The sequence below is a fragment of the Microbacterium shimangi genome (genome assembly GCF_043556445.1).
Taxonomy (GTDB): Bacteria; Actinomycetota; Actinomycetes; order Actinomycetales; family Microbacteriaceae; genus Microbacterium.
This window is the reverse complement of sequence record NZ_JBIGII010000004.1, coordinates 704,132-727,351: the sequence shown is the minus strand read 5'-3', so window position 1 is coordinate 727,351 and position 23,220 is coordinate 704,132. Positions and strand designations below refer to the sequence as shown.

Sequence of the window (23,220 nt, the reverse complement as noted above, 5' to 3'; positions counted from 1 at the left end):
CAGGGTAATCGCGCCCGACGACGTCGGGGATTCGTCGCGTTTGCCGTCTCGCTCCGTGCATGCGTAGGATGCTTCGCGCCCGGAGGCCCCGGGCAGAGGAGGCCCGCGTGGCGACTGGTGGCAAGGACCGCGGCTCACGAGCGGCGCGCGAGCGGGCTCGGATCTATCAGGCCCGTCAAGAACTGCACGCCTCGGAGAAGCGTCGTCGGACGCGCGACAATCTCGTCGCCTCGATCACCGGCGGTGTCATCGTCCTCGCCGCGATGGGTGCCCAGGTCGTCTACTTCAGCAGCGGTCCTGGAGCACCGGAGCCGGCAGCGTCCGTCGAGCCGGCTCCGACCGCGACGTCGGAGCCGACCGTCGCCCCGGAGCCGGAGACCACGGCTCCGGCGGTCGCTCCGACTCCCTGATCCTGCGAGCCTCTGCCGCGCGTACTAGGCTCGGGTCCGTCCATCCACGCCTACGGCGCGAGCCGCGATGAGGTATTACACGTGACTGCTGGCGCAGACATCCCTGAAACAACTCCGGCCCCGTGGGGTCGCGTCGAAGAAGACGGAACCGTATCGGTTCGAGAATCCGACGGTTGGCGCGTGGTCGGGCAGTACCCCGACGGCACGGCCGAAGAGGCACTCGCGTACTACGAGCGCAAGTTCTCCGATCTCGCCGGCGAGGTCACGCTGCTCGAAGTGCGTCACCGTCGCGCGGGCGCGTCGGCCTCCGACCTCCGCAGCACGGCGAAGACTCTTCGCGGTCGCGTCGCCGAAGCATCCGCTGTCGGCGACCTCGCGGCTCTGCTCGCTCGGCTGGACGCCCTCACCGGTGCCCTGGCGGAGGCCTCCGAAGTCGAGGCAGCAGCGGCGAGAGAGGCTGTCGACGAGGCCGTGCGCGAGCGCACCGTCCTGGTGGAGAAGGCCGAGGCACTGGCCGCGCGCGACCCCAAGACCGTTCAGTGGAAGCAGGCTTCCGCCGACATGACGGCGCTGTTCGATCAGTGGCAGAGCCACCAGCAGAACGGGCCGCGGCTTCCGAAGTCGCTGGCGCAGCAGCTGTGGCGGCGATTCCGCGACGCGCGGGCAACGGTCGACCGTCAGCGGCGCGAGTTCTATGCAGAACTCGACGAGACGCAGAAGGGTGCGCGTGACGCGAAGACCCGCCTGGTCGAGCGCGCCGAAGCCCTCGCGCCCCGCGGTGAAGACGGCATCGGCGGGTACCGCGATCTCCTCGACCAGTGGAAGGCCACCGGGCGTGCCGGCAAGAAGGCCGACGACGCGCTCTGGGCTCGCTTCAAGGCGGCCGGAGACGCGCTCTACTCGGCTCGGACGGTGCGCGAGTCCGCCGAGGTCGAAGAGTCCCGCGAGAAGATCGAGCAGAAGAAGGCCCTCCTCGTCGAGGCCGCGCCGATCGTCGACATGCGCGATCTGGCGCGCGCTCGCGCGGCGCTCACCAACATCCAGCGCCAATGGGACGAGATCGGGCGCATCTTCCCTCGCGACCAGGAGCGCGTCCTCGACGACGAGCTTCGCAAGGTCGAGCAGAGCGTGCGCACGCGCGAAGATGCCGAGTGGAAGAGCAACAACCCCGAGACCAAGGCGCGCACCAACGACATGACGCGCCAGCTGACCGATGCGATCGACAAGCTCGAGGCCGAGGTCGCAGAGGCCACGGCTCGTGGCGACAAGAGCGCCGCGGCCGAGGCCAGCGAGGCGCTGGAAGCGCGCCGCGCCTGGTTGCGCGCCGTCGGCGGCTGACCCCCCCCGACGAGCGAGCCGGGCGGCGGTTCTCCACAGTCGCCCGGCTCATCCGTCGCCGTAACGCGATACGCGACAGACTTCGTGCATGCCCTCGCCGTTCCTCTACTTCGTGGGCGGGGGCCTGTCGCAGGCAGAACTCAGCTCGGCCTGCCTCGACGGGCATCTGATCGAACTCGGTGAGGGCTACATCCCGGCCGATATGACCGATTCCGCGGCCCTGCGCGCTGCGTCGCTCGCCGACCTGCTGGGCGAGACGCTCGCAGCCACCCACGAGAGTGCGGCATGGGTGTGGGGGCGGCTCGAGGAGCCGCCGGCGCGCCACCGCGTGCAGCGGGCGGTCGAGCGTCGACTGCATCACGTCGTCTCTCGCCGGCTGGTCTACCGTGATCCGCTCATCGACGCCGACGACGTGTGCGAGATCGCAGGCGTACGGGTGAGTACCCCCGTGCGCACTCTCGTCGATCTCGCGCGGAGCACCGAAGCATCCAGCCATGAACTCGCGCGCGCGTGGGGCCGAGCCGCACCCGACGACGCGGAGCGCGCCCAGGAATGGTTCGAGCAGCACCGGGGCATCCCCCGAAAGCGACTGGCGCGGGCGCTGCTCGCCGACCTCAGGACGACGTGACGCGGTAGACGTCGTAGACGGCGTCGATGCGGCGCACGGCGTTGAGAACGCGATCGAGGTGCACGGTGTCGCCCATCTCGAAGACGAACCGGCTCAGCGCCAGCCTGTCGTTCGTGGTCGAGACCGTCGCCGACAAGATGTTCACGTGGTAGTCGCTCAGCACGCGGGTGACATCGCTGAGCAGCGCGGAACGGTCGAGTGCCTCGACCTGGATCTGCACGAGGAACACGCTCTTGGAGGTCGGTGCCCACTCGACGTCGATGATGCGCTCGGGGTCGTTCCGCAGCGCCGTCACGTTGGTGCAGTCGGTGCGGTGCACCGATACGCCGCTCCCCCGCGTCACGAATCCGATGACCTCGTCACCGGGCACAGGTGTGCAGCACTTCGCCAGCTTCACGAGGATGTCGGGTGCGCCGCGCACGAGGACGCCGGAGTCGCCGCCCCGCGGCGCATGGCTGCGGCCCACGTGGGGAATGTCGATGGGGCCGGTCGACGTGTCGCCCGCGTTGACGAGCGCCGTGACCTTCTCGATCACCGATTGGGTCGAGACGTTGCCCTCGCCGACGGCGGCGTAGAGGGCTGAGACGTCTTCGTACTTGAGCTGATGCGCGACCTCGGCGAACGAGTCCTGGTTCATCAGACGCTGGAGGGGCAGGTTCTGACGGCGCATCGCGCGTGCGATGGCATCTTTCCCCTGTTCGATGGCCTCTTCGCGACGCTCTTTGGTGAACCAGCCGCGGATCTTGTTGCGCGCCCGTGTGCTGCGGACGAACCCGAGCCAATCCTGGCTGGGGCCGGCATCGGGATTCTTCGACGTGAAGACCTCGACGACGTCACCGCTCTTGAGTTCGGACTCGAGGGGAACGAGGCGGCCGTTGACCTTGGCCCCCATGGTCCGGTGGCCGATCTCGGTGTGCACCGCATACGCGAAGTCCACCGGTGTCGCGCCCGTCGGCAGACCGACGACGCGCCCCTTCGGGGTAAAGACGTAGACCTCTTTCGCGCCGATCTCGAAGCGCAGCGAGTCGAGGAACTCCCCCGGGTCGGCGGTCTCGGCCTGCCAGTCCGAGATGTGCGCGATCCACGCCATGTCGGTGTCGAGCGATTTGGCATCGGCCTTGCCGCCCGCCATCCGCTCTTTGTACTTCCAGTGCGCCGCCACGCCGTACTCGGCTTGGTGGTGCATCTCGTTCGTGCGGATCTGCAGTTCTACCGTGCGACCGGATGGGCCGATCACGGTGGTGTGCAGCGACTGATAGAGGTTGAACTTCGGGGTGGCGATGTAGTCCTTGAACCGGCCCGGCAGCGGAGTCCAGCGGGCGTGGATCGCACCCAGCACCGCGTAGCAGTCGCGCACCGTCCCGACCAGGATGCGGATGCCGATGAGGTCGTAGATGTCGTCGAACTCGCGACCCCGGATGACCATCTTCTGGTAGACGGAGTAGAGCTGTTTGGGTCGCCCCATCACGCGCCCGCGGATGCGCAGCTCGCGCAGGTCGGAATCGACCGCCTCGATGACGTTCTGCACGTACTGCTCGCGCTGCGGGGTGCGCTGTTTGACGAGACTCTCGATCTCGGCGTAGAGCTTCGGGTGCAGAACGGCGAAAGAGAGATCTTCGAGCTCGCTCTTGATGGCCTGGATACCCAGTCGATTCGCGAGGGGCGCGTAGATCTCGAGGGTCTCGGTCGCCTTCTTGGCCGCCTTCTCGGGCGGCACGAACCCCCACGTGCGCGCGTTGTGCAGCCGGTCGGCCAGCTTGATGAGCAGCACGCGGATGTCGCGCGACATCGCGACGATCATCTTGCGGACGGTCTCGGCTTGGGCGCTCTCGCCGTACTTGACCTTGTCGAGCTTGGTGACGCCGTCGACGAGCATCGCCACCTCGTCGCCGAAGTCGGCGGCGAGTTCGTCGAGCGGGTAGCCGGTGTCTTCGACGGTGTCGTGCAGCAGCGCCGCCGCGATCGCGCGCGGCCCGAGTCCGAGGTCGGCGAGGATCTGGGCGACGGCGAGCGGGTGGGTGATGTACGGCTCGCCGCTCTGACGCTTCTGGTCCCGGTGAGCGAGCTCCGCGACGGTGTAGGCACGCTCGATGACCCCCAGGTCGCCCTTGGGGTGGTGGGTGCGGACGGTCCGGACCAGCTTGTCGAGGTCGTCGCGTCGGGCGGCCCGCGAGAAGATTCGCGGTACGAGGCGACGCAGGCTGGAGGTCTGCGCGGCGGGCGGAGCTGTCTCGGCCACCGGGTCACCTCCCCCTATCGAAGAATCTCACAATTCTACGCCGCGCCGAGTGCCCGATCGTCGCTTACGCGGGCACGCCGGCGAGCTCGCGGGAGGCGAGGATCCGCTGGTCGCGTTCCTTGATCGCCGGCTCGTTCTCGCGCAGCAGAGAGAACAGCGGCGCGGCGACGAACAGCGTCGAGTAGGCGGCCACGATGGTGCCGACGAAGATCGACAGCGAGATGTCGCTGAGGGTGCGCGCACCGAGCCACACCGAACCGATGAACAGGATCGCTCCGACTGGCAGCACCGCGACGACCGTGGTGTTGATCGAGCGGATCAGCGTCTGGTTGACCGCGAGGTTCACCGACTCGCCGAACGTGCGACCGGATATCTCGCCGTCTTCTCGAGTGTTCTCGCGCACTTTGTCGAAGACGACCGTGGTGTCGTATAGCGAGTACGAGAGGATCGTCAAGAACCCGATGACGGCCGCCGGGGAGATCTCGAAGCCCGCCAGCGCGTAGACACCGATCGTGATCACGAGCACGTCGACGAGACCGACGATCGCCGCGACCGACATCTTCCAGGTGCGGAAATACAGCGCCAAGATGATGAACGTCAGCGCGAGGAAGATGACGAGACCCCAGAGAGACTGACGCGTGACGTCGGCGCCCCAGCTGGGGCCGATCTGCGACGAGGTGACCTCCGACGTGGGGACCCCGTACTCGTCGGCCAGCGCCGTCGTGACGGCTTGCACGTCGGCGGCGTCCGCGATCTCCTCGGTCTGCACACGCACGGCGTTGTCGCCGATCACGGTGACCCTCGTCGTCGCGTCTGGCGCAACCGACAGCACTGCCTCGGTTGCGAGCGACTGGTCCGGTGAGGACACTCCCGAGACGGTGAACTGCGATCCACCGGTGAACTCGATCGAGAACTGCACCGGCCGCACGAGCGGCACCAGACACGCGGCGATGACGAAGACCGCGGCGATGATGAACCACAGGCGGCGTCGCCCCACGAAGGGGAACGACGTCTTGCCCGTGTAGAGATCGTTGCCGACCTGACTCATGGAACGCATCAGTCGTCGCCCTTCTTGACGGCGGCACGAGCTCCGCGGTCGTTCGTGGCGGACAGTTCCGCCTGCTTACGTTCGGCGATGGTCTGGCGTCGCTGCGCCTCGCCGCGTGAGCGCGCGGAGCGTGCGTCGCGCGCCACAGGTGCTCGGAATTCTGCCCGACCGCGGTACACGGCACCGAGTGCGTTCGGATCCATCCCCGAAAGCGGGTGACCCGACCCGAAGAAGCGGGTGCGGGCGAGCAGCTGCATCACCGGGTGGGTGAAGAGGATGAAGATGACGATGTCGATCGCGGTGGTCAGGCCGAGCGTGAACGCGAAGCCCTTCACCGTGGCGTCGGCCAGGATGTAGAGCACGACCGCCGCGAGGATGTTGATCGACTTGGAGATGTAGATCGTCCGCTTGGCGCGACTCCAGCCGTCTTCGACGGCCCCGGTGATCGACTTCCCGTCGCGGAGCTCGTCGCGGATGCGTTCGAAGTACACGATGAACGAGTCGGCGGTGAAGCCGATCGTCACGATGAGGCCCGCGACGCCGGCGAGCGACAGGCGGAAGCCCATGCGCCACGCCAGGATGCACAGTGCGACATAGGTGAGCACACCCATCACGGCCAGCGAGGCGATGATGACGAAGCCGAGCGCGCGGTAGACGACCAGCGAGTAGATCGCCACGAGCACCAGGCCGATGAGTCCGGCGATCAGACCGATCTGCAGTTGCTGCGAACCGAGCGTCGCCGAGACGGTGTCGGAGCTGACGACCTCGAAGCTCAACGGTAGGGCGCCGTACTTCAGCTGGTCAGCGAGCACCGTCGCCGTGTCCTGGGTGAAGCTGCCCGAGATGCTCGGGTTGCCGTCGCTGATCACGCCGTTCATCGAGGGTGCCGACAGCACCGATCCGTCGAGTACGAACGCGAACTGGTTCAGCGGTGCGGTCGCACCGAACAGTCGCTGGCTGATCTCGCCGAAGATCCGCGTGCCCTCGTCGTTGAAGTTGAGGTTGACGGTCCAACGGTTGGTCTGGGCTTCGAGGCCGGTGGTCGCGTCGTCGATCGACGAACCGTCGAGCTCGACGGGACCGAGGATGTACTTCGCCGCACCGTCTGCGTCGCAGGTGATGAGCGGCTGATCCGACGGCGCGTTGGCCGGGTCGTTGGCCGGGTCGTTGCAGTCGTAGGCGAGGAACTGGGCCTGGAGCGCCGGGGTGATGTACGCGGTGTCGCTGCCGTTGGTCGGCGCCGTCGTCGGGGTCGACTCCAGCGAGGGGTCGGGGGTCGGGTAAGGCGTCTCGACCTGGTCTTCACCCACGAACGTGTTCGCGGGAGCGCCGGCGTACAGCACGGCCCGCAGCTGCAGCTGAGCGGATGCTTCGATCCGATCGCGCGTCGCCTGGTCGGCCTCACCCGGCAGTTGCACGACGACGTTGCGTCCGCCTTCGGTCGTCACGTCGGCCTCGGCGACACCCGAGGCGTCCACTCGCTGACGGATGATCGAAACGGCCTGGCTCAACTGCTCATCGGTGGGAGAGGCGCCATCGGCGGTCTGCGCTTCGAGGATGATCTGCGTCCCGCCCTGCAGGTCGAGCGCGAGCTCGGGAACCCAGGAACTCTGTTGGAACGTGTAGACGCCGAGGGCGTTGATCCCGAACAGGACGCCCGTGATGGCGAGGAGTCCGATCAGTGCACGCCAGGCATGCCGGACAGGGGTGGAAGTGGCCACGACGGGTCGACTTTCTCTGGAGCAGGGGCTGTTGAACGGGCGACCGGTCAGGCCTGGGGTTTGTTGCGGTTCTCCGGGTCGACGTCGTCGGCGTCGATACGAGCGCGTTTCTGGTCGTCGCTGATCGAGCTGATCTCGCCGTCGACGACGCCCGCGCTGTACTCGGCTTCGCTCTCCTCGGCCTCGATGAACTCGTCTTCGGTGACGAAGCCCTCAGCGGGGTTCACGATGCGGAGGATGGCTTGGCTGTGGACCTTGATCTCGACACCCGGCGCGATCGAGACGATGGCGGGCTTGTCGAGGTCTTCGGCGTCGTACTCGACGATCGTGCCGTAGAGGCCACCCTGCATCAGGACCTCGGAGCCGGGAACGGTCTGTCGGGCCTTCTGCTCCTGCTCGGCTTTCTGCTTCTGCACACGTCGACGCGAGCTGAAGAACATGAAGACCAGCAGCAGGACGAGCAGGACGATGATGCCGTAGTTGGCGAAGAAGTCGGCAAGAGCCATGAAAAGGAGAACCTTTCGGATCAGGCACGCCGGTGAGCACTGCCTCAGAGAGATGTCGGCGAAAGCCTCCGCCGATTATAGGTCATTCAGACGTCATCGAATCTGAGGGCGCCGTCCGCATGCGGCACCCCGAGATGGGCGTACGCGGGCGGCGTCGCGACACGGCCTCGTGGAGTGCGTCCCATGAAACCGATCCGCACCAGGTAGGGCTCGACGACCGATTCGATCGTCTCAGCCTCCTCGCCCACGGCCACCGACAGGGTCCCGAGACCGACGGGGCCGCCCCGGAAGCGCCGGACGAGCGCGTCGAGGACGGCACGATCAAGCCGGTCGAGACCGATCTCGTCGACGTCGTAGAGCTCGAGCGCGGCGCGGACCGCGTCGACGCCCTTCTGCTCGCCGTGCACCACCTGGAAGTCGCGCACCCGGCGAAGAAGGCGGTTCGCGATGCGGGGTGTCCCTCGCGAGCGTCGAGCGATCTCGGCGCGCCCATCGTCGGGGAGCGTCACGTCGAGCATCGCGGCGGCGCGATCGACCACGAGCTCCAGCTCTTCGGGTTCGTAGTACTCCAGGTGCGCTGTGAACCCGAAACGGTCGCGCAACGGGTTCGGCAGGAGTCCCGAGCGTGTCGTCGCGCCGACGAGGGTGAAAGGGGCGAGCTCGAGAGGGATGCTGGTCGCCCCTGCGCCCTTGCCGACCATGATGTCGATGCGGAAGTCCTCCATGGCGAGGTAGAGCATCTCTTCGGCGGAGCGGGCCATGCGGTGCACCTCGTCGATGAAGAGCACCTCCCCCGGAGTCAGGCTCGACAGGAGTGCGGCGAGGTCACCCGCGTGCTGGATGGCAGGACCGCTCGACATGCGCAGCGGCCGGCCCGTCTCGTGGGCAACGATCATCGCGAGGGTGGTCTTGCCCAGGCCCGGAGGCCCCGAGAACAGAATGTGATCGGGAGACCGCTGCTGGATTCGCGCGGCGTCCAGGAGCAACTGGAGCTGACCGCGCACCTTGTGCTGCCCGACGAACTCGTCCAGCGACGCCGGTCGCAAGGCTCCTTCGATCGCGAGTTCGCTCTCGTCGACCGGGGTGTCGACGTCGCGGACCTCATCCACCGGTCGTCTCTTTTCGTGCGGGTCCGAGAGCGGTCAGGGTGCGACGCAGGAGCGCTTGCACCGAGGCCTTCTCGGCCTCGGTCGCCTCCTCGACGGTGATCGCCACCGCTTCGACGGCCGTGCGCTCCGACCATCCGAGGCCGATGAGAGCCTGTTTGACCTGCAACGGAACTCCGGGAGGGACGGATGCTGCCGTGGCGGCGCCGGCGATGGGAACGGTGAGCCTTCCGGCCAACTGGACGACGATCAGTTTCGCCGTTTTCGGGCCGATGCCGGAGACACGGCGGAAGGGGGCGTCGTCGTCGGAGGTCACCGCTTCGGCGATCTGGTGCACCGAGAGCGATGAGAGGACACCGAGCGCCGACTTGGGGCCGACCCCGGTCACCCCGATGAGCTGCGTGAAGACGGCGAGCTCTTCGCGACTCTCGAACCCGTAGAGCGAGAGAGCATCTTCGCGGACGATGAGGCTGGTGTGGAGCTGAAGCTCCTCGCCGAGGTGCGCGTGGCGGCTCACCGCGACGGGCACCGAAACCGAGAGACCGACACCGCCGACTTCGACGACCACCGTGTCGCTGTCGAGATGGCGCACGGTGCCGCGAACGGACGAGATCATCCTGCGATCCTAACCGGCGCGTCAGAACATCTGTTCGAACGACACGCCCCGGAGGCCAGTGCTCCGCGTCACCCGCACGCCCAGTCGAGCAAGGGCGCCGCCAGGTCGAGTTGGAGAATGCCGTCTCCTCCGATGTTCATCCCCGGCAGCTCGGGGATCTCGAGATACCAGGGACCGAGGCCCGCGGGGACACCTTGCACGGGGAAGGCGGTCCCGCCCAGATGGGCTCGATCGAAGATGGCGAGTGCCCAGTCGGCATAGACGTAATCGGGTCCGAGCGGCTGCCGATATGGTCCCTCGGCGGCTGCCCCGATGGCTTCCACCGGCGCGAGACCGGCGTTGGGGTCCGGTCGCTCAGCCAGCCACACCGAGACGGTGGGGTGCAGGTCGTCCCAGGCATTGGGGCCTTCGTCGTCGGGTGCGTGCTCCCCCTCGCGTCGCACGTCGACCGGCGGCGGGGTAGGGCCGCCGGCCCATTCGGCCTCGTCGAGACGCACGAGGGCGAAGGCGCCGCCGATGATGTCTTCGTGAAGAGTCAGCGTCGGATGCGGCGCGCTGGCCGCGAGTTGAACGACGAAGGGGTCGGCGGGGTCGGCGTCGCCTTCCTCCGCGAACTGTCCCTCGCCTTGGAACAGGGCGAATGCCGGGAAGCCGAGGTTGTGCGCATGCCACTCGTCGGGAAGTCGCAGCGTGAGGATGTGGAACATCGGGAGTCCCGTGAGGGGACCGCGTGGCCACCGGGCTTCCCCGATCGCCGGCCCCTGGGAGCCGATCCATCCCGAGGGAGCCGTGGCGGGGCGATCGACGGAGGGGGGTCCGCCCACCCGGTAGGACGCCGTGTTCTCGTCGGCGGTGGCGAAGAGGAGGTCGTAGGCAGTCGTCATATCAGTACCTCGTATCGGTGCGGATCTGCGGAAAGCACGGGCGAAAGGGGCGTCACCGACGGCCCGCTCGCTCGGCTTGGGCCCACGCGCGCTGCGCGGGAGTGAGTGCGCCGGCGGGGCGTGCCGCCGATGCGGCGGGCGTGCGCCACGCGTGGCAGAGCGCCAGAGCGAGAGCATCAGCGGCGTCGGCGGGTTGCGGGAGGGCGTCCAGCCGCAGCACTCGGGCCACCATCGTCTGCACCTGCAGTTTGTCGGCCGCACCGTAACCGGTGACCGCGGCCTTCACTTCGCTGGGGGTGTGCGTGGCGGCCGGAAGACCTGCTTCGGCGGCGAGAAGCAGGGCGATACCGCTCGCTTGTGCGGTACCCATCACCGTGCTGCGGTTGTTCTGGGCGAACACCCGCTCCACGGCGACGACGGCGGGTCGGTGGTCGGCGAGCACCGCGCGGATTCCTGCGGCGATGATGGCGAGGCGGCGCTCGATCGGCTCGTCGGGCGCCGATCGGATGACGCCGACGTGCACGAGCGTCGCCGATCGATCGGGGGCGACGTCGACGACACCCACTCCGCAGCGGGTCAGACCGGGGTCGATACCGAGCACGCGCAACGAACGGGAAGCCACAGCACCACGCTAAGCGGGGTGTCGGCGCGACCCGCTCAGGCGCGCGGACCTACTCGTCGTTCTCGAGCTCGGCCTGCACCTCGGCGGTGAGGTCGAAGTTGCTGAAGACGTTCTGCACGTCGTCGCTGTCCTCGAGGGCGTCGATGATGCGGAAGACCTTGCGCGCCGTGTCGGCATCGATCTCGACTTTGAGAGAGGGGACGAACTCCACGTCGGCCGACTCGTAGTCAATGCCAGCCTCCTGAAGTGCCGTGCGCACCAGAACCAGGTCGGATGCTTCCGTGATGACCGCCAAGCCGTCGCCGTGGGGTTCGACCTCCTCGGCGCCCGCGTCGAGCACGGCCAACATGACGTCGTCTTCACTCGCGCTGTCGCCGGCGACGACGATGACGCCCTTGCGTCCGAAGTTGTACGCGACGCTGCCGGGATCGGCGAGGGTGCACCCGTTGCGGGTGAGCGCGGTGCGCACCTCCGCGGCGGCGCGGTTCTTGTTGTCGGTCAGACACTCGACCATGAATGCCACGCCGTTGGGCCCGTAGGCCTCGTACATGATCGAGATGTACTCGACGGCCTCGCCACCGATACCCGCGCCTCGCTTGACGGCGCGATCGATGTTGTCGTTGGGGACCGAAGTCTTCTTCGCCTTCTGAATGGCGTCGAAGAGGGTCGGGTTGCCTGCGAGGTCAGCGCCGCCCATCTTTGCGGCGACCTCGATGTTCTTGATGAGTTTGGCGAACGACTTCGCACGACGGCCGTCGATGACAGCCTTCTTGTGCTTGGTGGTCGCCCACTTGGAGTGGCCGGACATAAACACCAGTCTACGAAACGCTCAGCCGGTCATCTTGCGCAACGTGCGGAGACCGCCGTTTGCACTGCGGGCGCGGGCGTCAACGGCGTTCGCGCACCTTCGCGAGGAAGCGTTCGTGAAAGCGAGCCTCGCCCGAGACCTCTGGGTGGAAAGCGGTACCGAGCAGGTTGTCCTGTTCGACCGCAACGACCCGGCCATCCGGGAGCGAACCGATGGCTCGCGCCCGCTCCCCCACCGACACGACGATCGGAGCACGGATGAACGCGGCATGAACCGGATCCCCGTCGAAGACCGTGATGTCGAGCTCCGTCTCGAACGACTCCGTCTGTCCGCCGAAGGCGTTACGCGCCACCACGACGTCGAGTCCGCCGAAGGTCTCCTGCCCCTCGATCCCGCCGGTGATGCGGTCGGCCAGCAGGATCAAACCGGCGCAGGTTCCGTACATCGGCAGACCGTCGGCGATGGCGGTGCGAATCGGATGCTGCATGCCGAAGGCGCGCGCGAGTTTGTCGATCGCGCTCGACTCCCCACCGGGAAGCACGAGGCCGTCGACCCGGGCGAGCTCTTCCGGTCGGCGGACGGTCGAAGCATCCGCCCCCAACCGCGCCAGCATTGCGAGGTGCTCGCGCACATCGCCCTGCAGCGCGAGCACTCCGACGCGGGGGTGCCCCGGCATCCGCTACCAGCCGCGCTCGGCGAGCCGGTGCGGTGCAGCCAGGTCGGCGACGTTGATGCCGACCATCGCTTCGCCGAGCCCGCGAGACGCCTCGGCGATCACCCCGGGGTCATCGAAGAACGTCGTCGCCTTCACGATCGCCGCGGCACGCTCGGCGGGGTTTCCCGACTTGAAGATGCCCGAGCCGACGAAGACGCCGTCGGCGCCCAGCTGCATCATGAGAGCGGCATCGGCCGGGGTTGCAACGCCGCCCGCGGTGAAGAGCACGACGGGGAGCTTTCCGGTGTCTGCGATCTCGGCGACGAGCTCGTACGGGGCCTGCAGCTCTTTCGCGGCGACGTAGAGCTCGTCCTTCGTGCGCGAGCGCAGCGCGTTGATCTCGCCCTGGATCGTGCGGATGTGCTTGGTGGCCTCCGACACGTCGCCGGTGCCGGCTTCGCCCTTGGAGCGGATCATCGCCGCGCCCTCGGTGACGCGGCGCAGAGCTTCGCCCAGGTTCGTGGCACCGCAGACGAACGGGACGGTGAAACCCCACTTGTCGATGTGGTTCACGTAATCGGCCGGAGAGAGCACCTCGGACTCGTCGATGTAGTCGACACCGAGCTCCTGCAGCACCTGAGCCTCGACGAAGTGCCCGATGCGTGCTTTCGCCATCACGGGGATCGATACCGACGCGATGATGGCGTCGATCAGGTCGGGGTCGCTCATGCGAGCAACGCCGCCCTGTGCGCGGATGTCGGCGGGGACACGCTCCAACGCCATCACGGCGACCGCTCCGGCGTCTTCGGCGATCTTCGCCTGGTCGGCGGTGACGACGTCCATGATGACGCCGCCCTTGAGCATTTCGGCGAGTCCGCGCTTCACCCGGTTCGATCCGGTGGATGCTGCGGGGGTCTCGGGGGCGTCGCTGAGGGTCATGACGGCCAAGTGTATTGCGTTGGACTGCACCCGTTCGGCCGGATAGTTCACCACAGTGGGAGGATCGATACGTGAAGATCCTCTCCATCCAGTCGGCGGTCGCGTACGGGCACGTCGGCAACTCTGCGGCCGTGTTCCCCCTGCAACGCATCGGCGTCGAGGTGCTCCCGGTTTACACCGTCAACTTCTCGAACCACACCGGTTACGGCGCCTGGCGCGGGCCGCTCATCAGCCCTGACGACGTGCGCGACGTGATCACCGGCATCGAAGACCGCGGAGTGTTCCCCGCCATCGACGTCGTGCTCTCGGGCTACCAGGGCGGCGAGGGCATCGGCGACGTGATCATCGATGCGGTCGCCCGGGTCAAGGCCGCGAACCCGTCGGCGATCTACGCGTGCGACCCCGTGATGGGCAACGCGAAGTCCGGATGCTTCGTCGCACCCGCGATTCCCGAACTGCTTCGCGAACGCGTCGTGCCGGTGGCCGACATCATCACCCCGAACCAGTTCGAGCTCGGCTACCTCACCGGGACCGACCCCCATACCCTCGACGAGACGCTCGCCTCTGCCGACGCGGTGCGGGCCACGGGCCCGCGGACTGTGCTGGTCACGAGCGTCGAACGGCCCGACCGTGAAGAGGGCACGATCGAGATGCTCGTGGTCGACGACGGCGGTGCGTGGATCGTGCAGACGCCTCTTCTCCCGATGAAGGCCAACGGCTCGGGAGACGTGACCGCGGCGCTGTTCACGGCGCACTACCGCCGCAACGGCGACGCCGCCGACGCGCTCGCCCGCACGACCTCGAGCGTCTACGACCTGCTCGAGCGCACCCACCAGTCCGGTGAGCGCGAGCTCCAGCTGGTCGAATCGCAGGAGTTCTACGCGCACCCGCGACTGCAGTTCACGGTCCGTCAGATTCGCTGACCCCGCGAGCCGCTTCCCTACGCGCGCGAGGCGTCAGGCGGGCCAGGCAGCGGCGACAGCCTCACGGACGTCGCCGAGCAGCTGCGGCAACGCCTTGGTCTTCGCGATGATCGGAAAGAAGTTGGCGTCGGTCGCCCACCGCGGAACGACATGCTGGTGCAGGTGCCCGTCGACCCCGGCCCCGGCGACGGCACCCTGATTCATGCCGATGTTGAAGCCGTCGCAGTTCGACACCTCTCGCAGCACCCGCATCGCGGTCTGCGTCAGGGCGCCGATCTCGTCCACCTCTTCGGCGGTCGCCAGATCGTAGGTCGAGATGTGGCGGTACGGGCACACGAGCAGGTGCCCGGAGTTGTAGGGGAAGAGATTCAGCAGCACGTACGCGGTCTTCCCTCGCGCGACGATCAGCCCGTCTTCGTCGGATTTCAGCGGCGCAGCGTCGAACGGACATTCGTCGCGCAACGGCTGGGGTCCCGCCTGGATGTACGCCATCCGGTGCGGGGTCCATAGCCGCTGGAACTCATCGGGAACTCCCGCGAGATCGGATGCGGCGACGAGCCCGTCGTCGGATCCATCGGTCACGGCAGGTCTTCCGCCGTGTCGACCAGGGTCTTCGCCTCGATGGACGAGCGGATTCGGCGGATCGCCTCGTCGACGGGGATGCCGTTGAGCTGGGTTCCGTCGCGGAAACGGAACGAAACCGTTTCTCCCGCGCGGTCCTGCTCCCCCGCGATCAGCTGCAGCGGCACCTTCTGCGTGGTGTGGGTGCGGATCTTCTTCTGCATGCGCTCGTCGCTGGTGTCGAGCTCGGCGCGCACGCCGTCTTCCCGCAACCGCGCGATGATGTCGCCGAGGTAGTCGGCGTATTCCTCAGCCACGGGGATGCCCATCACCTGGACCGGCGCCAGCCACACCGGGAACGCGCCCGCATAGTGCTCGAGCAAAATGGCGAAGAACCGTTCGATCGAGCCGAACAGCGCACGGTGGATCATGATGGGGCGCTTCTTCTGACCGTCGCGGTCGGTGAACTCGAGCTCGAAACGCTCGGGGAGGTTCACGTCGACTTGCACGGTCGAGAGCTGCCACGTGCGGCCGATCGCGTCCTTGGTCTTCAGATCGATCTTCGGACCGTAGAAGGCAGCCTCGCCGGGCACCTCGGTCACCTTCAGTCCGCTCGAGTGCGCGACGTTCCGGAGCGCGTTCGTGGAGTACTCCCAGAACTCGTCGCTGCCGATCCACTTGGACTTCTCGTCGTCGCGCATCGAGAGCTCGAGTTCGAAGTCCTCGAGCCCGAAGTCGCGCAACATCGAGATCACGAACTCGAGCACGCGGGTCGTCTCGACCTCGAGCTGGTCAGGGGTGACGAACAGGTGCGAGTCGTCTTGGGTGAAGCCGCGCACACGCGTCAGCCCGTGGAGCGCGCCCGACAGCTCGTTGCGGTAGACCGTGCCGTTCTCGGCGAGCCGCATGGGCAGATCGCGGTAGCTCCGCGCACGCTCCTTGTAGATGAGGATGTGCATCGGGCAGTTCATGGGCTTCAGGTAGTAGTCCTGGCCCTCCTTGGTGACGTGCCCGTCGGCGTCGCGCTCCTCGTCCATCACGATGGGCGGGAACATGCCCTCCTTGTAGGTGACGAGGTGGTTCGACGTGAGGAAGAGATCTTCCTTCGAGATGTGCGGGGTGTACACGTAGGTGTAGCCGGCCTTGCGGTGGCGGAGGAGAGCGTGCTGCTCCATCTCCTGGCGCACGACGCCGCCCCGGGGATGCCAGACCGACAGACCCGATCCGATCTCCTCGGGGAACGAGAACAGGTCGAGCTCTTTGCCGAGCTTGCGGTGGTCGCGCTTCGCTGCCTCCGCGAGGCGTTCCTCGTAAGCGCGCAGTTCGTCTTTCGTGGGCCAGGCGGTGCCGTAGATGCGCTGCAGCTGCGGGTTCTTCTCGCTCCCGCGCCAGTACGCCCCCGCGATGCGGGTGAGTGACCAGCCGTTGCCGATCATGCGGGTGGACGGCACGTGCGGACCCCGGCAGAGGTCTTTCCAGACCGTTTCGCCGTCGCGGTTGACGTTGTCGTAGATCGTCAGCTCGCCGGCGCCGACCTCGACGCTGGCACCCTCGGCCGTCTCCTTACCGCCCTTGAGACCGATCAGTTCGAGCTTGAACGGCTCGTGCGCGAGTTCGGCACGTGCTTCCTCGTCGGTGACGACGCGGCGGACGAAGCGCTGTCCTTCGCGGACGATGCGCTCCATCTCTTTCTTGATGGCCTTGAGGTTTTCGGGGGTGAAGGGCTCGTCGACACCGAAGTCGTAGTAGAAGCCGTCGGTGATCGGCGGACCGATCCCGAGGTTCGCCTGCGGGTTGATGCGCTGCACCGCCTGCGCGAGAACGTGAGCGGCGGAGTGGCGGAGGATGTTCAACCCATCGGGGCTGTCGATGGTGACAGGCTCCACAGCATCCGATTCGCCGACCTTCGTGGCCAGGTCGCGCAGCTCGCCGTTGACGCGCAGGGCGACGACGGAGCGGTCGGGAAAAAGGGTGAATCCGTCGACGGGATAGATCACGTCTGAGGGAAGGGCGGCGTCGGTCACGAGAATTCTCCAAAGTGGCTCGGCATCCAGGCTATCTCCGCGGAGCGAACACTCCGTGCGGGGAGGGAGGATGGATGCCGTGAAGCTCGCGATCGTCGGCCTGGTGCTGCTCGTAGCAGGGGGTGCAGGACTCGTCGCCGGAGTGCTGCCCGTCGACGACGCTCTGCGCATTGCGGATCGGATCTGGCCGATCCTGCTGTTCGTCGTCGCGGTGACGGTGGTCGCCGAACTGGCGGCCGCTGCGGGGGTGTTCGATGTGATCGCCGCCGCGCTGGCACGCCTGGCCCGCGGTCGTGCCCGGGCGCTGTGGGTGTTGACGGTCCTGCTCGCTGTCTTCGTCACCGCGTTCCTCTCGCTCGATACGACGGCGGTGCTCCTGACCCCCGTGGTGATCGCCCTGGCTCGTCGGCACCGCCTCGACCCGGTGCCGTTCGTCTTCGTGACGGTCGTGCTGGCGAACACCGCCTCGCTCGCTCTCCCGGTGTCCAATCTCACGAATCTGCTCGCGGCGGATGTTCTCGGCACCCACGACCCGGTGACCTTCCTCGCACTCGTCGGGCCGTCGGCGCTGGTCGCCGTGCTGGTCTCTGTCGCGGTGCTCTCCGTGGTTCTCCTTCCTCGCGTGCCCGCACGGTTCGACGCGGCGCCGCCCCCGGGCGTCGCCGACCGGCCTCTCCTCGTCACCGCTGCCGTCGTGACGGGACTGCTCCTGCCGGCGCTCGTGATCGGGCTGCCCCCGTGGCTTCCCGCCGGCGTGGCGGCGGTCATCCTCATCGCGGTCTTCTCGCGACGCTCCCCCCGAACGCTGCGGATCGCGATGGTGCCCTGGCAGCTCGTGGTCTTCGCGTCGGGGCTGTTTCTCGCGGTCGGGGTACTCGAAGCGATGGGATCCGGCGCGGTGCTCGCTTCCGCCGTCGGCGGTGGAGACGACCTTCTCTCACTCTGGCAGGTCGCGGGGGTCGGCGCGTTGGCCGCCAACGTCGGCAACAACCTTCCCGCCTACCTCGCCTTGGAGTCCACGGCGGGCTCGCCGACCCGCCTCGCGGCGCTCCTCGTCGGAGTGAATGCCGGGCCGCTCCTGACACCGTGGGCGTCGCTCGCGACGCTGCTGTGGCACGACCGGTTGCGCGCGCAGGGAATCGAGATCTCGTGGCGCCGCTTCGTCGTGCTCGGGTTCCTGATCGGGCCGCTGACGGTTGCCGCAGCGGTGGTACCACTGGCCCTCCAGTCCGCCCCGTGAGGGCGAACGAAAACGGGCGGTGCAGCTTCAGCCGCACCGCCCGCCTCCGTCGTCATCTCTAGGAGCAGAGCGCCTGCACGTCCTGTGCCGAAGTCTGCAGCTCGCCGGCTGCGGCCTGCAGGGCGGTCTGATCGATGGTCTCCATGCCTCCGTCTTTCGCGGCGGCGATGATGTCGTTGAACGAGGCGAAATCGGTCTGGAACGCCGAGAGCGCGGCTCCGACCTCGGGGTTCGAGACCTGGCTGACCGCCTCGCCCAGCTGCGTCTCGAACGACTCGAGCGCCGGGATGACGCTGGCGATGTCGCCGGAGCCCAGGCTCTCGAGCGCACCGGTCATCTCTGTCTGCAGCGACGACATCGCCTCCTGGGCGACCGCGCACGATTCTTCGACGGTCTGGTCTCCGGCAGCGGGCTCGGGTGCTGCCGACGACTCTGCGGGCGAAGGAGCCTGGCTGGTCGACGTCGAGGGCTCATCGGCGGCGGGCTCGGCGGGCGCTGAGCACCCGGTGAGCGCCAGCAACCCCGCCGAAGCGAGGACGACGAGTGTGGGGATGAGCGGCTTGCGCATGGCGGCGAGTTTCCATTCGTGGGAGTACGGACTGCGACGACGCGGCAGCGTCGACACCAGACTGTCAGTCAGCGTGCCGCGGAGGAGAATCTGGCGCTGCCGCCGGTGATGGGATATTGCGCGCCAGAGTGACAGCTCCCGCACCCGTGAGGCGCCGAGACTGGCATGGAACCCGCGTCTGCGCAACAGCCCGCAGATGTCTCACGGTGGAGTGCCCGACCCCTCTAAGCTGATCGCGGTTCTCACACGTAGGCGAGGGAAGGCTTCTCTGATGGCAGAAATCAGTGTTTCCGGCGAAGGTCTCGAGGGCCTGCGGGTAGCGCTCGCGCAGACCAGCCGCTCGATCGCGGAAACCCTCCGCGATCTCGATGACCGCGTGTCGAAGCTGCGTTCGGCCTGGTCGGGTGACGCTTCCGATGCGTACGACCGCGCGCAGCGCGACTGGACGGCCAGCCTCGACGAGCTCGGGCGAATTCTGGATGAATACTCCGGTCGTGTCGCCGACATCGACGCCCGCTATCGCGATGCGAGCCGCACCATCGGACAGAAGATCTGGAAATGACCCGCGGGTACGAGGAGGCGGCGCGATGAGCGGCAACACGACTGATGGACTGGCGGAGGTCGCAGACCGGTTCGCCGGGGTGCGGCACTCGATCGACGAGATGCGCAGTGCCTGGCCGACGGGTGCAGAATTCGAGGGATCGGACACGACGGGGGCGTTGACGGCGCGCATCACGTCGTCCGGAGACGTGACGTCGGTGAAGCTGACCCCGCGTTGGAAAGACCTCATCGAACCGCGCGAACTCGTGCGCGCGCTGAACGAGGCGACCGGGCAGGCTTCGGAGCGGCTGGCGTCGAAGTGGTTCGAGCAGGTGGTCCCCGAAGAACTCGATGCGCATGCGCGTCCCACGGCGCGCCCCCGGGTCTCGCTCAGCGAGTACCGGGCGCGGAACCCTGTCCCCACCTCATGGGATGATCTCGCCCCCAAGTTCGCGCTCGCCGCTGCCGCGCGGGCCGAGTACCGGGTTTACAAGGAGGGTCTGCAAGACCTCGCGCGCCGCGAGCGTTTCGAGAGCCCGGCGGGCATCTTCCGGGTCGTCCGAAGCCGAGCCACGCTCGTGGCGCTGGAGTCGGAGAAGGACGGGCTCACTTTCCGCTCCGACGGTGACATCGAACGGGAGATCGTGGCGGTGCTCCAAGAGATCCGCCGGCGCGACGCCGATGACGAAGAACGCCTCAAGGCGCAATTTCCCGCCCTCGCAGCTCTGCGCGAGCGGGACTCCGACCCCCGACGCACCAACTGACCGAGGAGAACACTGTGGCCGATGATCTGGACTTCTCCGTCGTTCTCGACGATTTCACCAAGGATGCCGAGACGTGGCGCGAGATCAACGCCTACGTGGAGACGTCCCACTCCGCAGCTGCCGGCGTCGAAACGGTTCCGTTCGGCGTGACGGATGGCATCTCGTACGCGGCCGGGTTCAAGGAACAGTACGACCGTCTCGCGGGCTCGACGGTGACCTACCTCAAGGGAGGGCATGGCGCGATCGAGAGCATCGCGGTCGCGCTCGAAGACACCCGCAAGGAGTATTTAGCGAGCGACGAATACGCGGAATGGCTCGCCAACCAATGACAATTTCCGTCATCCCATCGACATCTGACTCGAGGAGCACCCTTCTATGGCTGGCGTAGCGGGAGAGGTAGGCGAAGCAGAGTTCGCCGAGAATGTTGAAGACATCAGCGCGAAGCAGACCGACATGTCGGACGGCATCAACTCGTGCATCGAGAAGTTCAACAACTACGACTGGGGGTGCATGGCTGACGATGAAACGAAAGAGAAGGTCGGAGCCGCGGTCGACCAGATGAAGGAGACCTGGGACGAACTCAGCGATCAGCTCCTCCAGCTCGCTTCACCGGGAAACCCGTTCTGGTTCAAGGAAGCCGCGGAGTCGTGGCTGTCGGTGAGGTCGAACCTGTCCGGGCAGCTTGTTTTCCTACAGGATGCCTCATCGTCGTCGCTGCCCGCATCTGAGTCATGGGTGGGTACCGAGGGCGCCGTGTACCGCGACATGCCCGGGGTGCAGGCTTCTGCGATCAGCGGCGTCGTCGACTACGCGGGGTCGTATGCGGAACATCTTTCGCTTCATGGGCAGCAGATCATCGACCTGTGGGTGGATCTCTCGATGAAGTTCATCGATTACGCGCAGCTCGTGGCGACCAGTGTGGCGAACTTCCTGACGGCGGATCCGACCAAATGGCTCGACATCGTGTCGGAGATCGTGGACACCGTGAGCAACCTCATCGATTTCGTTCAGGAGATCATCGAGCTGGTCGCGACTACGTGGTCCGAAACCAAGAATCAGATGGCCTCCCTCGAGATTCAGCTGGCTGATCTGTCGGGCAGCGTGGCGGGGCAGTGGCCGACGATCGAGCTCCTTTCATGATGCGCGGGCGGCGTTTGGCGCTGTCCGCTTTGGGGGCTATCGTCCTCGCCGCTGTCGTTGCGGGATGCTCAGCCACCCCTGGCCCGGCGCCATCCGACGGAGGCGACGCTGAAGCGAGCCTCACGACCTTCCTCCGGTCGGTCGCAGAAGGTGAGTTCGCGACGGCCGTGCAGATGACGACGTCGCAGCCCGCGGATTTCGCCTGTGACGCCATGACGGAGGACGGTTCGAGCTCGACCTCGATCGCTGCACCGGAGGTCCGCAGCATCCAGGTCGATGGCGACAACGCAACTGCCGAGGTTGCCTATCGCAACCCCGCCGAGCAGGTCGAGCAGTTCGAGATGGAGCGGGCAGACGGACAGTGGCGCGTCGTCCTTCCCGACAGCTTCCGCCTCGAGGTGGGATTCGACGCCCCCGTGGTTGCCGAGATCGTCATCGATGACGACTGCCGGGTACCGGTTCAAGATGCGGCGGCGTCGATTCTGGCGTGGCCCGGCAACTACCGGATCACCGTCGTCGATCCCTCCGGTGTCCTCGACCGGACCGAGCACTTCCTCTATCGCGTGCCCGACGCCGCGGTGACCGGTCTCGATATCGACCCCGCGGCGATCCCCGCCGTTTCAGAGCTCGAGCTGGTCACCGTTCAAGCGGCAGCGGTCGGTCCGCTGAAGGAGATGATGAACGATTGCCTCGCGTCGGGTCTCGTCGGGCCCGACTGCCCTTCCGGTCTCAAAGGTGCCACGGCCGCGGAGGACGCCCGCGCGACCGGCGACTTCGCGGTGATCGACCGCGTGTGGAGCGAAGACGGGGAGCGATGGCTGTTCGAGACCGGCACGGGGTCTATCGACGTCACCCGTGGCGGCTCGGCGGAGACGTCCGAGTTCCGGTACACGGGCGTGCTCGGAGCGGAAGCCGACGGCACCCTCACGTTCGAGCTCGGCCCGACAGGCTGACTGCCGGGCACCTACCCCGTGAGGAACGACCCCCGAGAGCTCTCGGGGGTCGTTCCTTGCTTCGGGAGTCTTGACCGATCGCTCTAGAACTGCGCGGCGACCTCGTACAGCACGTCCTGATCCCCCGCGTAAATCCCCTCGGCCCGCGGCCAGTGCGAGATTACGTCGGTGAAGCCGAGGGCTTCGGCTCGCCCGACCATCTCGTCGAACAGCGCGACACTGTCGAGCGAGAAGTACCCGCCCGAGTCGAGCGACAGGTAGCGGTCGATGGATTGCGGATCCCGTCCTTCCGCCTCGAGCGCGTCGTCGAGGCGCTGGGCGAGTGCGGTCACCGAAGCCCACCACTCCTCGCCCGTTCGGCCCTCCGGGCCCGTCGTCACCCACCCCTGCGCACGCTCGGCGACGAGGGCCAATCCCTTCGGGCCGTTCGCCGCGAGGATCAGGGGCACCCGAGGTCGCTGTGCCGGCTCCCCCACCATGCGGGCGCGGTGTGCCGTGAACCACGAGCCCTCGATGTCGATGCCGTCAGAACCCGGAACCTCGTGCTTCAGCAGCTCGTCGAGCGCCGCGACGAACTCGACGAAACGTTCGTGGCGCTCCCGCGGCGAGAAAGGGGGCTGGCCCAGTACCGATGCGTCGAACCCCGTCCCTCCCGAACCGACACCGAGCAGGAAGCGACCGCCGGCGATGTCGTCGAGGGTGGCGATCTCCTTCGCGAACGGCACGGGGTGTCGGAAGTTCGGCGAAGCGACGAAGGTACCCAGGCGGATGGTCTCGGTCACCACGGCCGCCGCAGTCAGGGTGGGAACGGTCGCGTGCCACGGCTGGTCGGCAAGGGAACGCCACGACAGGTGGTCGTAGGTCCAGGCGTGATCGAAGCCGAGGCCCTCGGCCGACTGCCATTTGCGTCGGGCCGTGATCCAGGGTTCTTGCGGAAGGATGACGATGCCGTGTCGCATGATCCGAGTGTAGTTTCGGTCGCCGACG

General features: G+C 67.2%; 25 protein-coding genes. 10 read left to right on the top strand and 15 right to left on the bottom strand.

The window, feature by feature from the left end; genetic code table 11:
• The first annotated feature begins 107 nt into the window (after positions 1-107).
• The 3 genes from ACFXQA_RS10430 (at position 108) to ACFXQA_RS10420 (ending at position 2,376) form a co-directional block, all read left to right on the top strand.
• On the top strand, positions 108-410 hold the full coding sequence (locus ACFXQA_RS10430) for a dioxygenase (RefSeq protein WP_394519755.1): 303 nt from the start codon (positions 108-110) through the stop codon (positions 408-410).
• Positions 411-491: 81 nt separating this feature from the next.
• Positions 492-1,748: a DUF349 domain-containing protein gene (locus ACFXQA_RS10425; RefSeq protein WP_394519754.1), complete on the top strand. Its 1,257-nt coding sequence runs from the start codon at positions 492-494 to the stop codon at positions 1,746-1,748.
• An 88-nt stretch (positions 1,749-1,836) separates the two neighbouring features.
• Complete coding sequence (locus ACFXQA_RS10420) at positions 1,837-2,376, top strand: type IV toxin-antitoxin system AbiEi family antitoxin (RefSeq protein ID WP_394519753.1); 540 nt, start codon at positions 1,837-1,839, stop codon at positions 2,374-2,376.
• Here ACFXQA_RS10420 and ACFXQA_RS10415 read toward each other — a convergent pair.
• The 11 genes from ACFXQA_RS10415 to pdxS all read right to left on the bottom strand — a co-directional run bounded on the left by ACFXQA_RS10415 (position 2,363) and on the right by pdxS (position 13,520).
• Positions 2,363-4,615, bottom strand: a complete 2,253-nt coding sequence (locus ACFXQA_RS10415) for a RelA/SpoT family protein (RefSeq protein WP_394519752.1) — start codon at positions 4,613-4,615, stop codon at positions 2,363-2,365. The two genes, ACFXQA_RS10420 and ACFXQA_RS10415, sit on opposite strands and share 14 nt — an antisense overlap.
• A gap of 64 nt (positions 4,616-4,679) precedes the next feature.
• A complete protein-coding gene (secF, locus tag ACFXQA_RS10410) occupies positions 4,680-5,672 on the bottom strand; it encodes a protein translocase subunit SecF (protein WP_394519751.1) in 993 nt (330 codons plus the stop codon).
• Complete coding sequence (secD, locus tag ACFXQA_RS10405; protein WP_394519750.1) at positions 5,672-7,384, bottom strand: protein translocase subunit SecD; 1,713 nt, start codon at positions 7,382-7,384, stop codon at positions 5,672-5,674. The genes secF and secD overlap by 1 nt, the downstream gene beginning before the upstream one ends.
• Before the next feature lie 47 nt (positions 7,385-7,431).
• Positions 7,432-7,890, bottom strand: a complete 459-nt coding sequence (locus tag ACFXQA_RS10400; protein ID WP_394519749.1) for a preprotein translocase subunit YajC — start codon at positions 7,888-7,890, stop codon at positions 7,432-7,434.
• A gap of 86 nt (positions 7,891-7,976) precedes the next feature.
• On the bottom strand, positions 7,977-8,999 hold the full coding sequence (ruvB, locus tag ACFXQA_RS10395) for a Holliday junction branch migration DNA helicase RuvB (RefSeq protein ID WP_394519748.1): 1,023 nt from the start codon (positions 8,997-8,999) through the stop codon (positions 7,977-7,979).
• On the bottom strand, positions 8,992-9,612 hold the full coding sequence (ruvA, locus tag ACFXQA_RS10390; protein ID WP_394519747.1) for a Holliday junction branch migration protein RuvA: 621 nt from the start codon (positions 9,610-9,612) through the stop codon (positions 8,992-8,994). Before ruvA ends, ruvB begins: the two co-directional genes overlap by 8 nt.
• A 68-nt stretch (positions 9,613-9,680) precedes the next feature.
• The gene (locus tag ACFXQA_RS10385) at positions 9,681-10,496 is read right to left on the bottom strand and encodes a hypothetical protein (protein ID WP_394519746.1); all 816 of its coding nucleotides are present in this window, start codon (positions 10,494-10,496) and stop codon (positions 9,681-9,683) included.
• 52 nt (positions 10,497-10,548) lie between these two features.
• On the bottom strand, positions 10,549-11,118 hold the full coding sequence (ruvC, locus tag ACFXQA_RS10380; RefSeq protein ID WP_394519745.1) for a crossover junction endodeoxyribonuclease RuvC: 570 nt from the start codon (positions 11,116-11,118) through the stop codon (positions 10,549-10,551).
• Between the two features lie 49 nt (positions 11,119-11,167).
• Complete coding sequence (locus ACFXQA_RS10375) at positions 11,168-11,926, bottom strand: YebC/PmpR family DNA-binding transcriptional regulator (RefSeq protein WP_394519744.1); 759 nt, start codon at positions 11,924-11,926, stop codon at positions 11,168-11,170.
• Positions 11,927-12,005: 79 nt separating this feature from the next.
• On the bottom strand, positions 12,006-12,602 hold the full coding sequence (gene pdxT / locus ACFXQA_RS10370; RefSeq protein WP_394519743.1) for a pyridoxal 5'-phosphate synthase glutaminase subunit PdxT: 597 nt from the start codon (positions 12,600-12,602) through the stop codon (positions 12,006-12,008).
• Between the two features lie 3 nt (positions 12,603-12,605).
• Positions 12,606-13,520: a pyridoxal 5'-phosphate synthase lyase subunit PdxS gene (gene pdxS / locus ACFXQA_RS10365; RefSeq protein WP_394519742.1), complete on the bottom strand. Its 915-nt coding sequence runs from the start codon at positions 13,518-13,520 to the stop codon at positions 12,606-12,608.
• Positions 13,521-13,591: 71 nt separating this feature from the next.
• Here pdxS and pdxY point away from each other — a divergent pair, with 71 nt between their 5' ends.
• On the top strand, positions 13,592-14,443 hold the full coding sequence (gene pdxY, locus ACFXQA_RS10360; protein WP_394519741.1) for a pyridoxal kinase PdxY: 852 nt from the start codon (positions 13,592-13,594) through the stop codon (positions 14,441-14,443).
• A gap of 33 nt (positions 14,444-14,476) precedes the next feature.
• Here the strand turns inward: pdxY and ACFXQA_RS10355 are convergent, their stop codons facing one another.
• Both ACFXQA_RS10355 and thrS read right to left on the bottom strand, forming a co-directional pair.
• Positions 14,477-15,025, bottom strand: coding sequence for an HIT family protein (locus tag ACFXQA_RS10355; RefSeq protein WP_394519740.1), 549 nt, complete (start codon positions 15,023-15,025; stop codon positions 14,477-14,479).
• Positions 15,022-17,028 (bottom strand): threonine--tRNA ligase, encoded by a 2,007-nt coding sequence (gene thrS, locus ACFXQA_RS10350; protein WP_394519739.1) that lies wholly within the window; start codon positions 17,026-17,028, stop codon positions 15,022-15,024. The genes ACFXQA_RS10355 and thrS overlap by 4 nt, the downstream gene beginning before the upstream one ends.
• A 70-nt stretch (positions 17,029-17,098) precedes the next feature.
• On the opposite strand from thrS, the gene ACFXQA_RS10345 reads away from it, so the two are divergent.
• The gene (locus ACFXQA_RS10345; protein WP_394519738.1) at positions 17,099-18,268 is read left to right on the top strand and encodes an SLC13 family permease; all 1,170 of its coding nucleotides are present in this window, start codon (positions 17,099-17,101) and stop codon (positions 18,266-18,268) included.
• Between the two features lie 58 nt (positions 18,269-18,326).
• Here ACFXQA_RS10345 and ACFXQA_RS10340 read toward each other — a convergent pair whose 3' ends face one another.
• Positions 18,327-18,836 carry a hypothetical protein gene (locus ACFXQA_RS10340; RefSeq protein ID WP_394519737.1) on the bottom strand — a complete coding sequence of 170 codons (510 nt, stop codon included), beginning with the start codon at positions 18,834-18,836 and terminating at the stop codon, positions 18,327-18,329.
• A 271-nt stretch (positions 18,837-19,107) separates the two neighbouring features.
• Here ACFXQA_RS10340 and ACFXQA_RS10335 point away from each other — a divergent pair, with 271 nt between their 5' ends.
• Genes ACFXQA_RS10335 through ACFXQA_RS10315 form a run of 5 tightly spaced genes read left to right on the top strand, consistent with a single transcriptional unit; the run spans position 19,108 to position 22,233 of the window.
• The gene (locus ACFXQA_RS10335) at positions 19,108-19,398 is read left to right on the top strand and encodes a WXG100 family type VII secretion target (protein ID WP_394519736.1); all 291 of its coding nucleotides are present in this window, start codon (positions 19,108-19,110) and stop codon (positions 19,396-19,398) included.
• Between the two features lie 25 nt (positions 19,399-19,423).
• Positions 19,424-20,140 (top strand): hypothetical protein, encoded by a 717-nt coding sequence (locus tag ACFXQA_RS10330; RefSeq protein WP_394519735.1) that lies wholly within the window; start codon positions 19,424-19,426, stop codon positions 20,138-20,140.
• 14 nt (positions 20,141-20,154) lie between these two features.
• On the top strand, positions 20,155-20,469 hold the full coding sequence (locus ACFXQA_RS10325) for a hypothetical protein (protein ID WP_394519734.1): 315 nt from the start codon (positions 20,155-20,157) through the stop codon (positions 20,467-20,469).
• 46 nt (positions 20,470-20,515) lie between these two features.
• Positions 20,516-21,280 (top strand): hypothetical protein, encoded by a 765-nt coding sequence (locus tag ACFXQA_RS10320; protein ID WP_394519733.1) that lies wholly within the window; start codon positions 20,516-20,518, stop codon positions 21,278-21,280.
• On the top strand, positions 21,277-22,233 hold the full coding sequence (locus tag ACFXQA_RS10315; RefSeq protein WP_481825244.1) for an Rv0361 family membrane protein: 957 nt from the start codon (positions 21,277-21,279) through the stop codon (positions 22,231-22,233). The genes ACFXQA_RS10320 and ACFXQA_RS10315 overlap by 4 nt, the downstream gene beginning before the upstream one ends.
• A gap of 83 nt (positions 22,234-22,316) precedes the next feature.
• Here ACFXQA_RS10315 and ACFXQA_RS10310 read toward each other — a convergent pair whose 3' ends face one another.
• Positions 22,317-23,192, bottom strand: coding sequence for an LLM class flavin-dependent oxidoreductase (locus ACFXQA_RS10310; protein WP_394519731.1), 876 nt, complete (start codon positions 23,190-23,192; stop codon positions 22,317-22,319).
• Between the last annotated feature and the right edge of the window lie 28 nt (positions 23,193-23,220).

Excerpts from the sequence above, each read along its gene's own strand:
- secF (WP_394519751.1), bottom strand. The coding sequence starts at position 5,672 with ATGCGTTCCATGAGTCAGGTCGGCAACGATCTCTACACGGGCAAGACG.
- pdxT (WP_394519743.1), bottom strand. The coding sequence starts at position 12,602 with ATGCCGGGGCACCCCCGCGTCGGAGTGCTCGCGCTGCAGGGCGATGTG.
- ACFXQA_RS10330 (WP_394519735.1), top strand. The coding sequence starts at position 19,424 with ATGAGCGGCAACACGACTGATGGACTGGCGGAGGTCGCAGACCGGTTC.
- ruvA (WP_394519747.1), bottom strand. The coding sequence starts at position 9,612 with ATGATCTCGTCCGTTCGCGGCACCGTGCGCCATCTCGACAGCGACACG.
- ACFXQA_RS10320 (WP_394519733.1), top strand. The coding sequence starts at position 20,516 with ATGGCTGGCGTAGCGGGAGAGGTAGGCGAAGCAGAGTTCGCCGAGAAT.
- ACFXQA_RS10310 (WP_394519731.1), bottom strand. The coding sequence starts at position 23,192 with ATGCGACACGGCATCGTCATCCTTCCGCAAGAACCCTGGATCACGGCC.
- ACFXQA_RS10345 (WP_394519738.1), top strand. The coding sequence starts at position 17,099 with ATGGATGCCGTGAAGCTCGCGATCGTCGGCCTGGTGCTGCTCGTAGCA.
- ACFXQA_RS10340 (WP_394519737.1), bottom strand. The coding sequence starts at position 18,836 with ATGCGCAAGCCGCTCATCCCCACACTCGTCGTCCTCGCTTCGGCGGGG.
- ACFXQA_RS10420 (WP_394519753.1), top strand. The coding sequence starts at position 1,837 with ATGCCCTCGCCGTTCCTCTACTTCGTGGGCGGGGGCCTGTCGCAGGCA.
- pdxS (WP_394519742.1), bottom strand. The coding sequence starts at position 13,520 with ATGACCCTCAGCGACGCCCCCGAGACCCCCGCAGCATCCACCGGATCG.
- ACFXQA_RS10315 (WP_481825244.1), top strand. The coding sequence starts at position 21,277 with ATGATGCGCGGGCGGCGTTTGGCGCTGTCCGCTTTGGGGGCTATCGTC.
- ACFXQA_RS10385 (WP_394519746.1), bottom strand. The coding sequence starts at position 10,496 with ATGACGACTGCCTACGACCTCCTCTTCGCCACCGCCGACGAGAACACG.
- ACFXQA_RS10400 (WP_394519749.1), bottom strand. The coding sequence starts at position 7,890 with ATGGCTCTTGCCGACTTCTTCGCCAACTACGGCATCATCGTCCTGCTC.
- ACFXQA_RS10375 (WP_394519744.1), bottom strand. The coding sequence starts at position 11,926 with ATGTCCGGCCACTCCAAGTGGGCGACCACCAAGCACAAGAAGGCTGTC.
- ACFXQA_RS10335 (WP_394519736.1), top strand. The coding sequence starts at position 19,108 with ATGGCAGAAATCAGTGTTTCCGGCGAAGGTCTCGAGGGCCTGCGGGTA.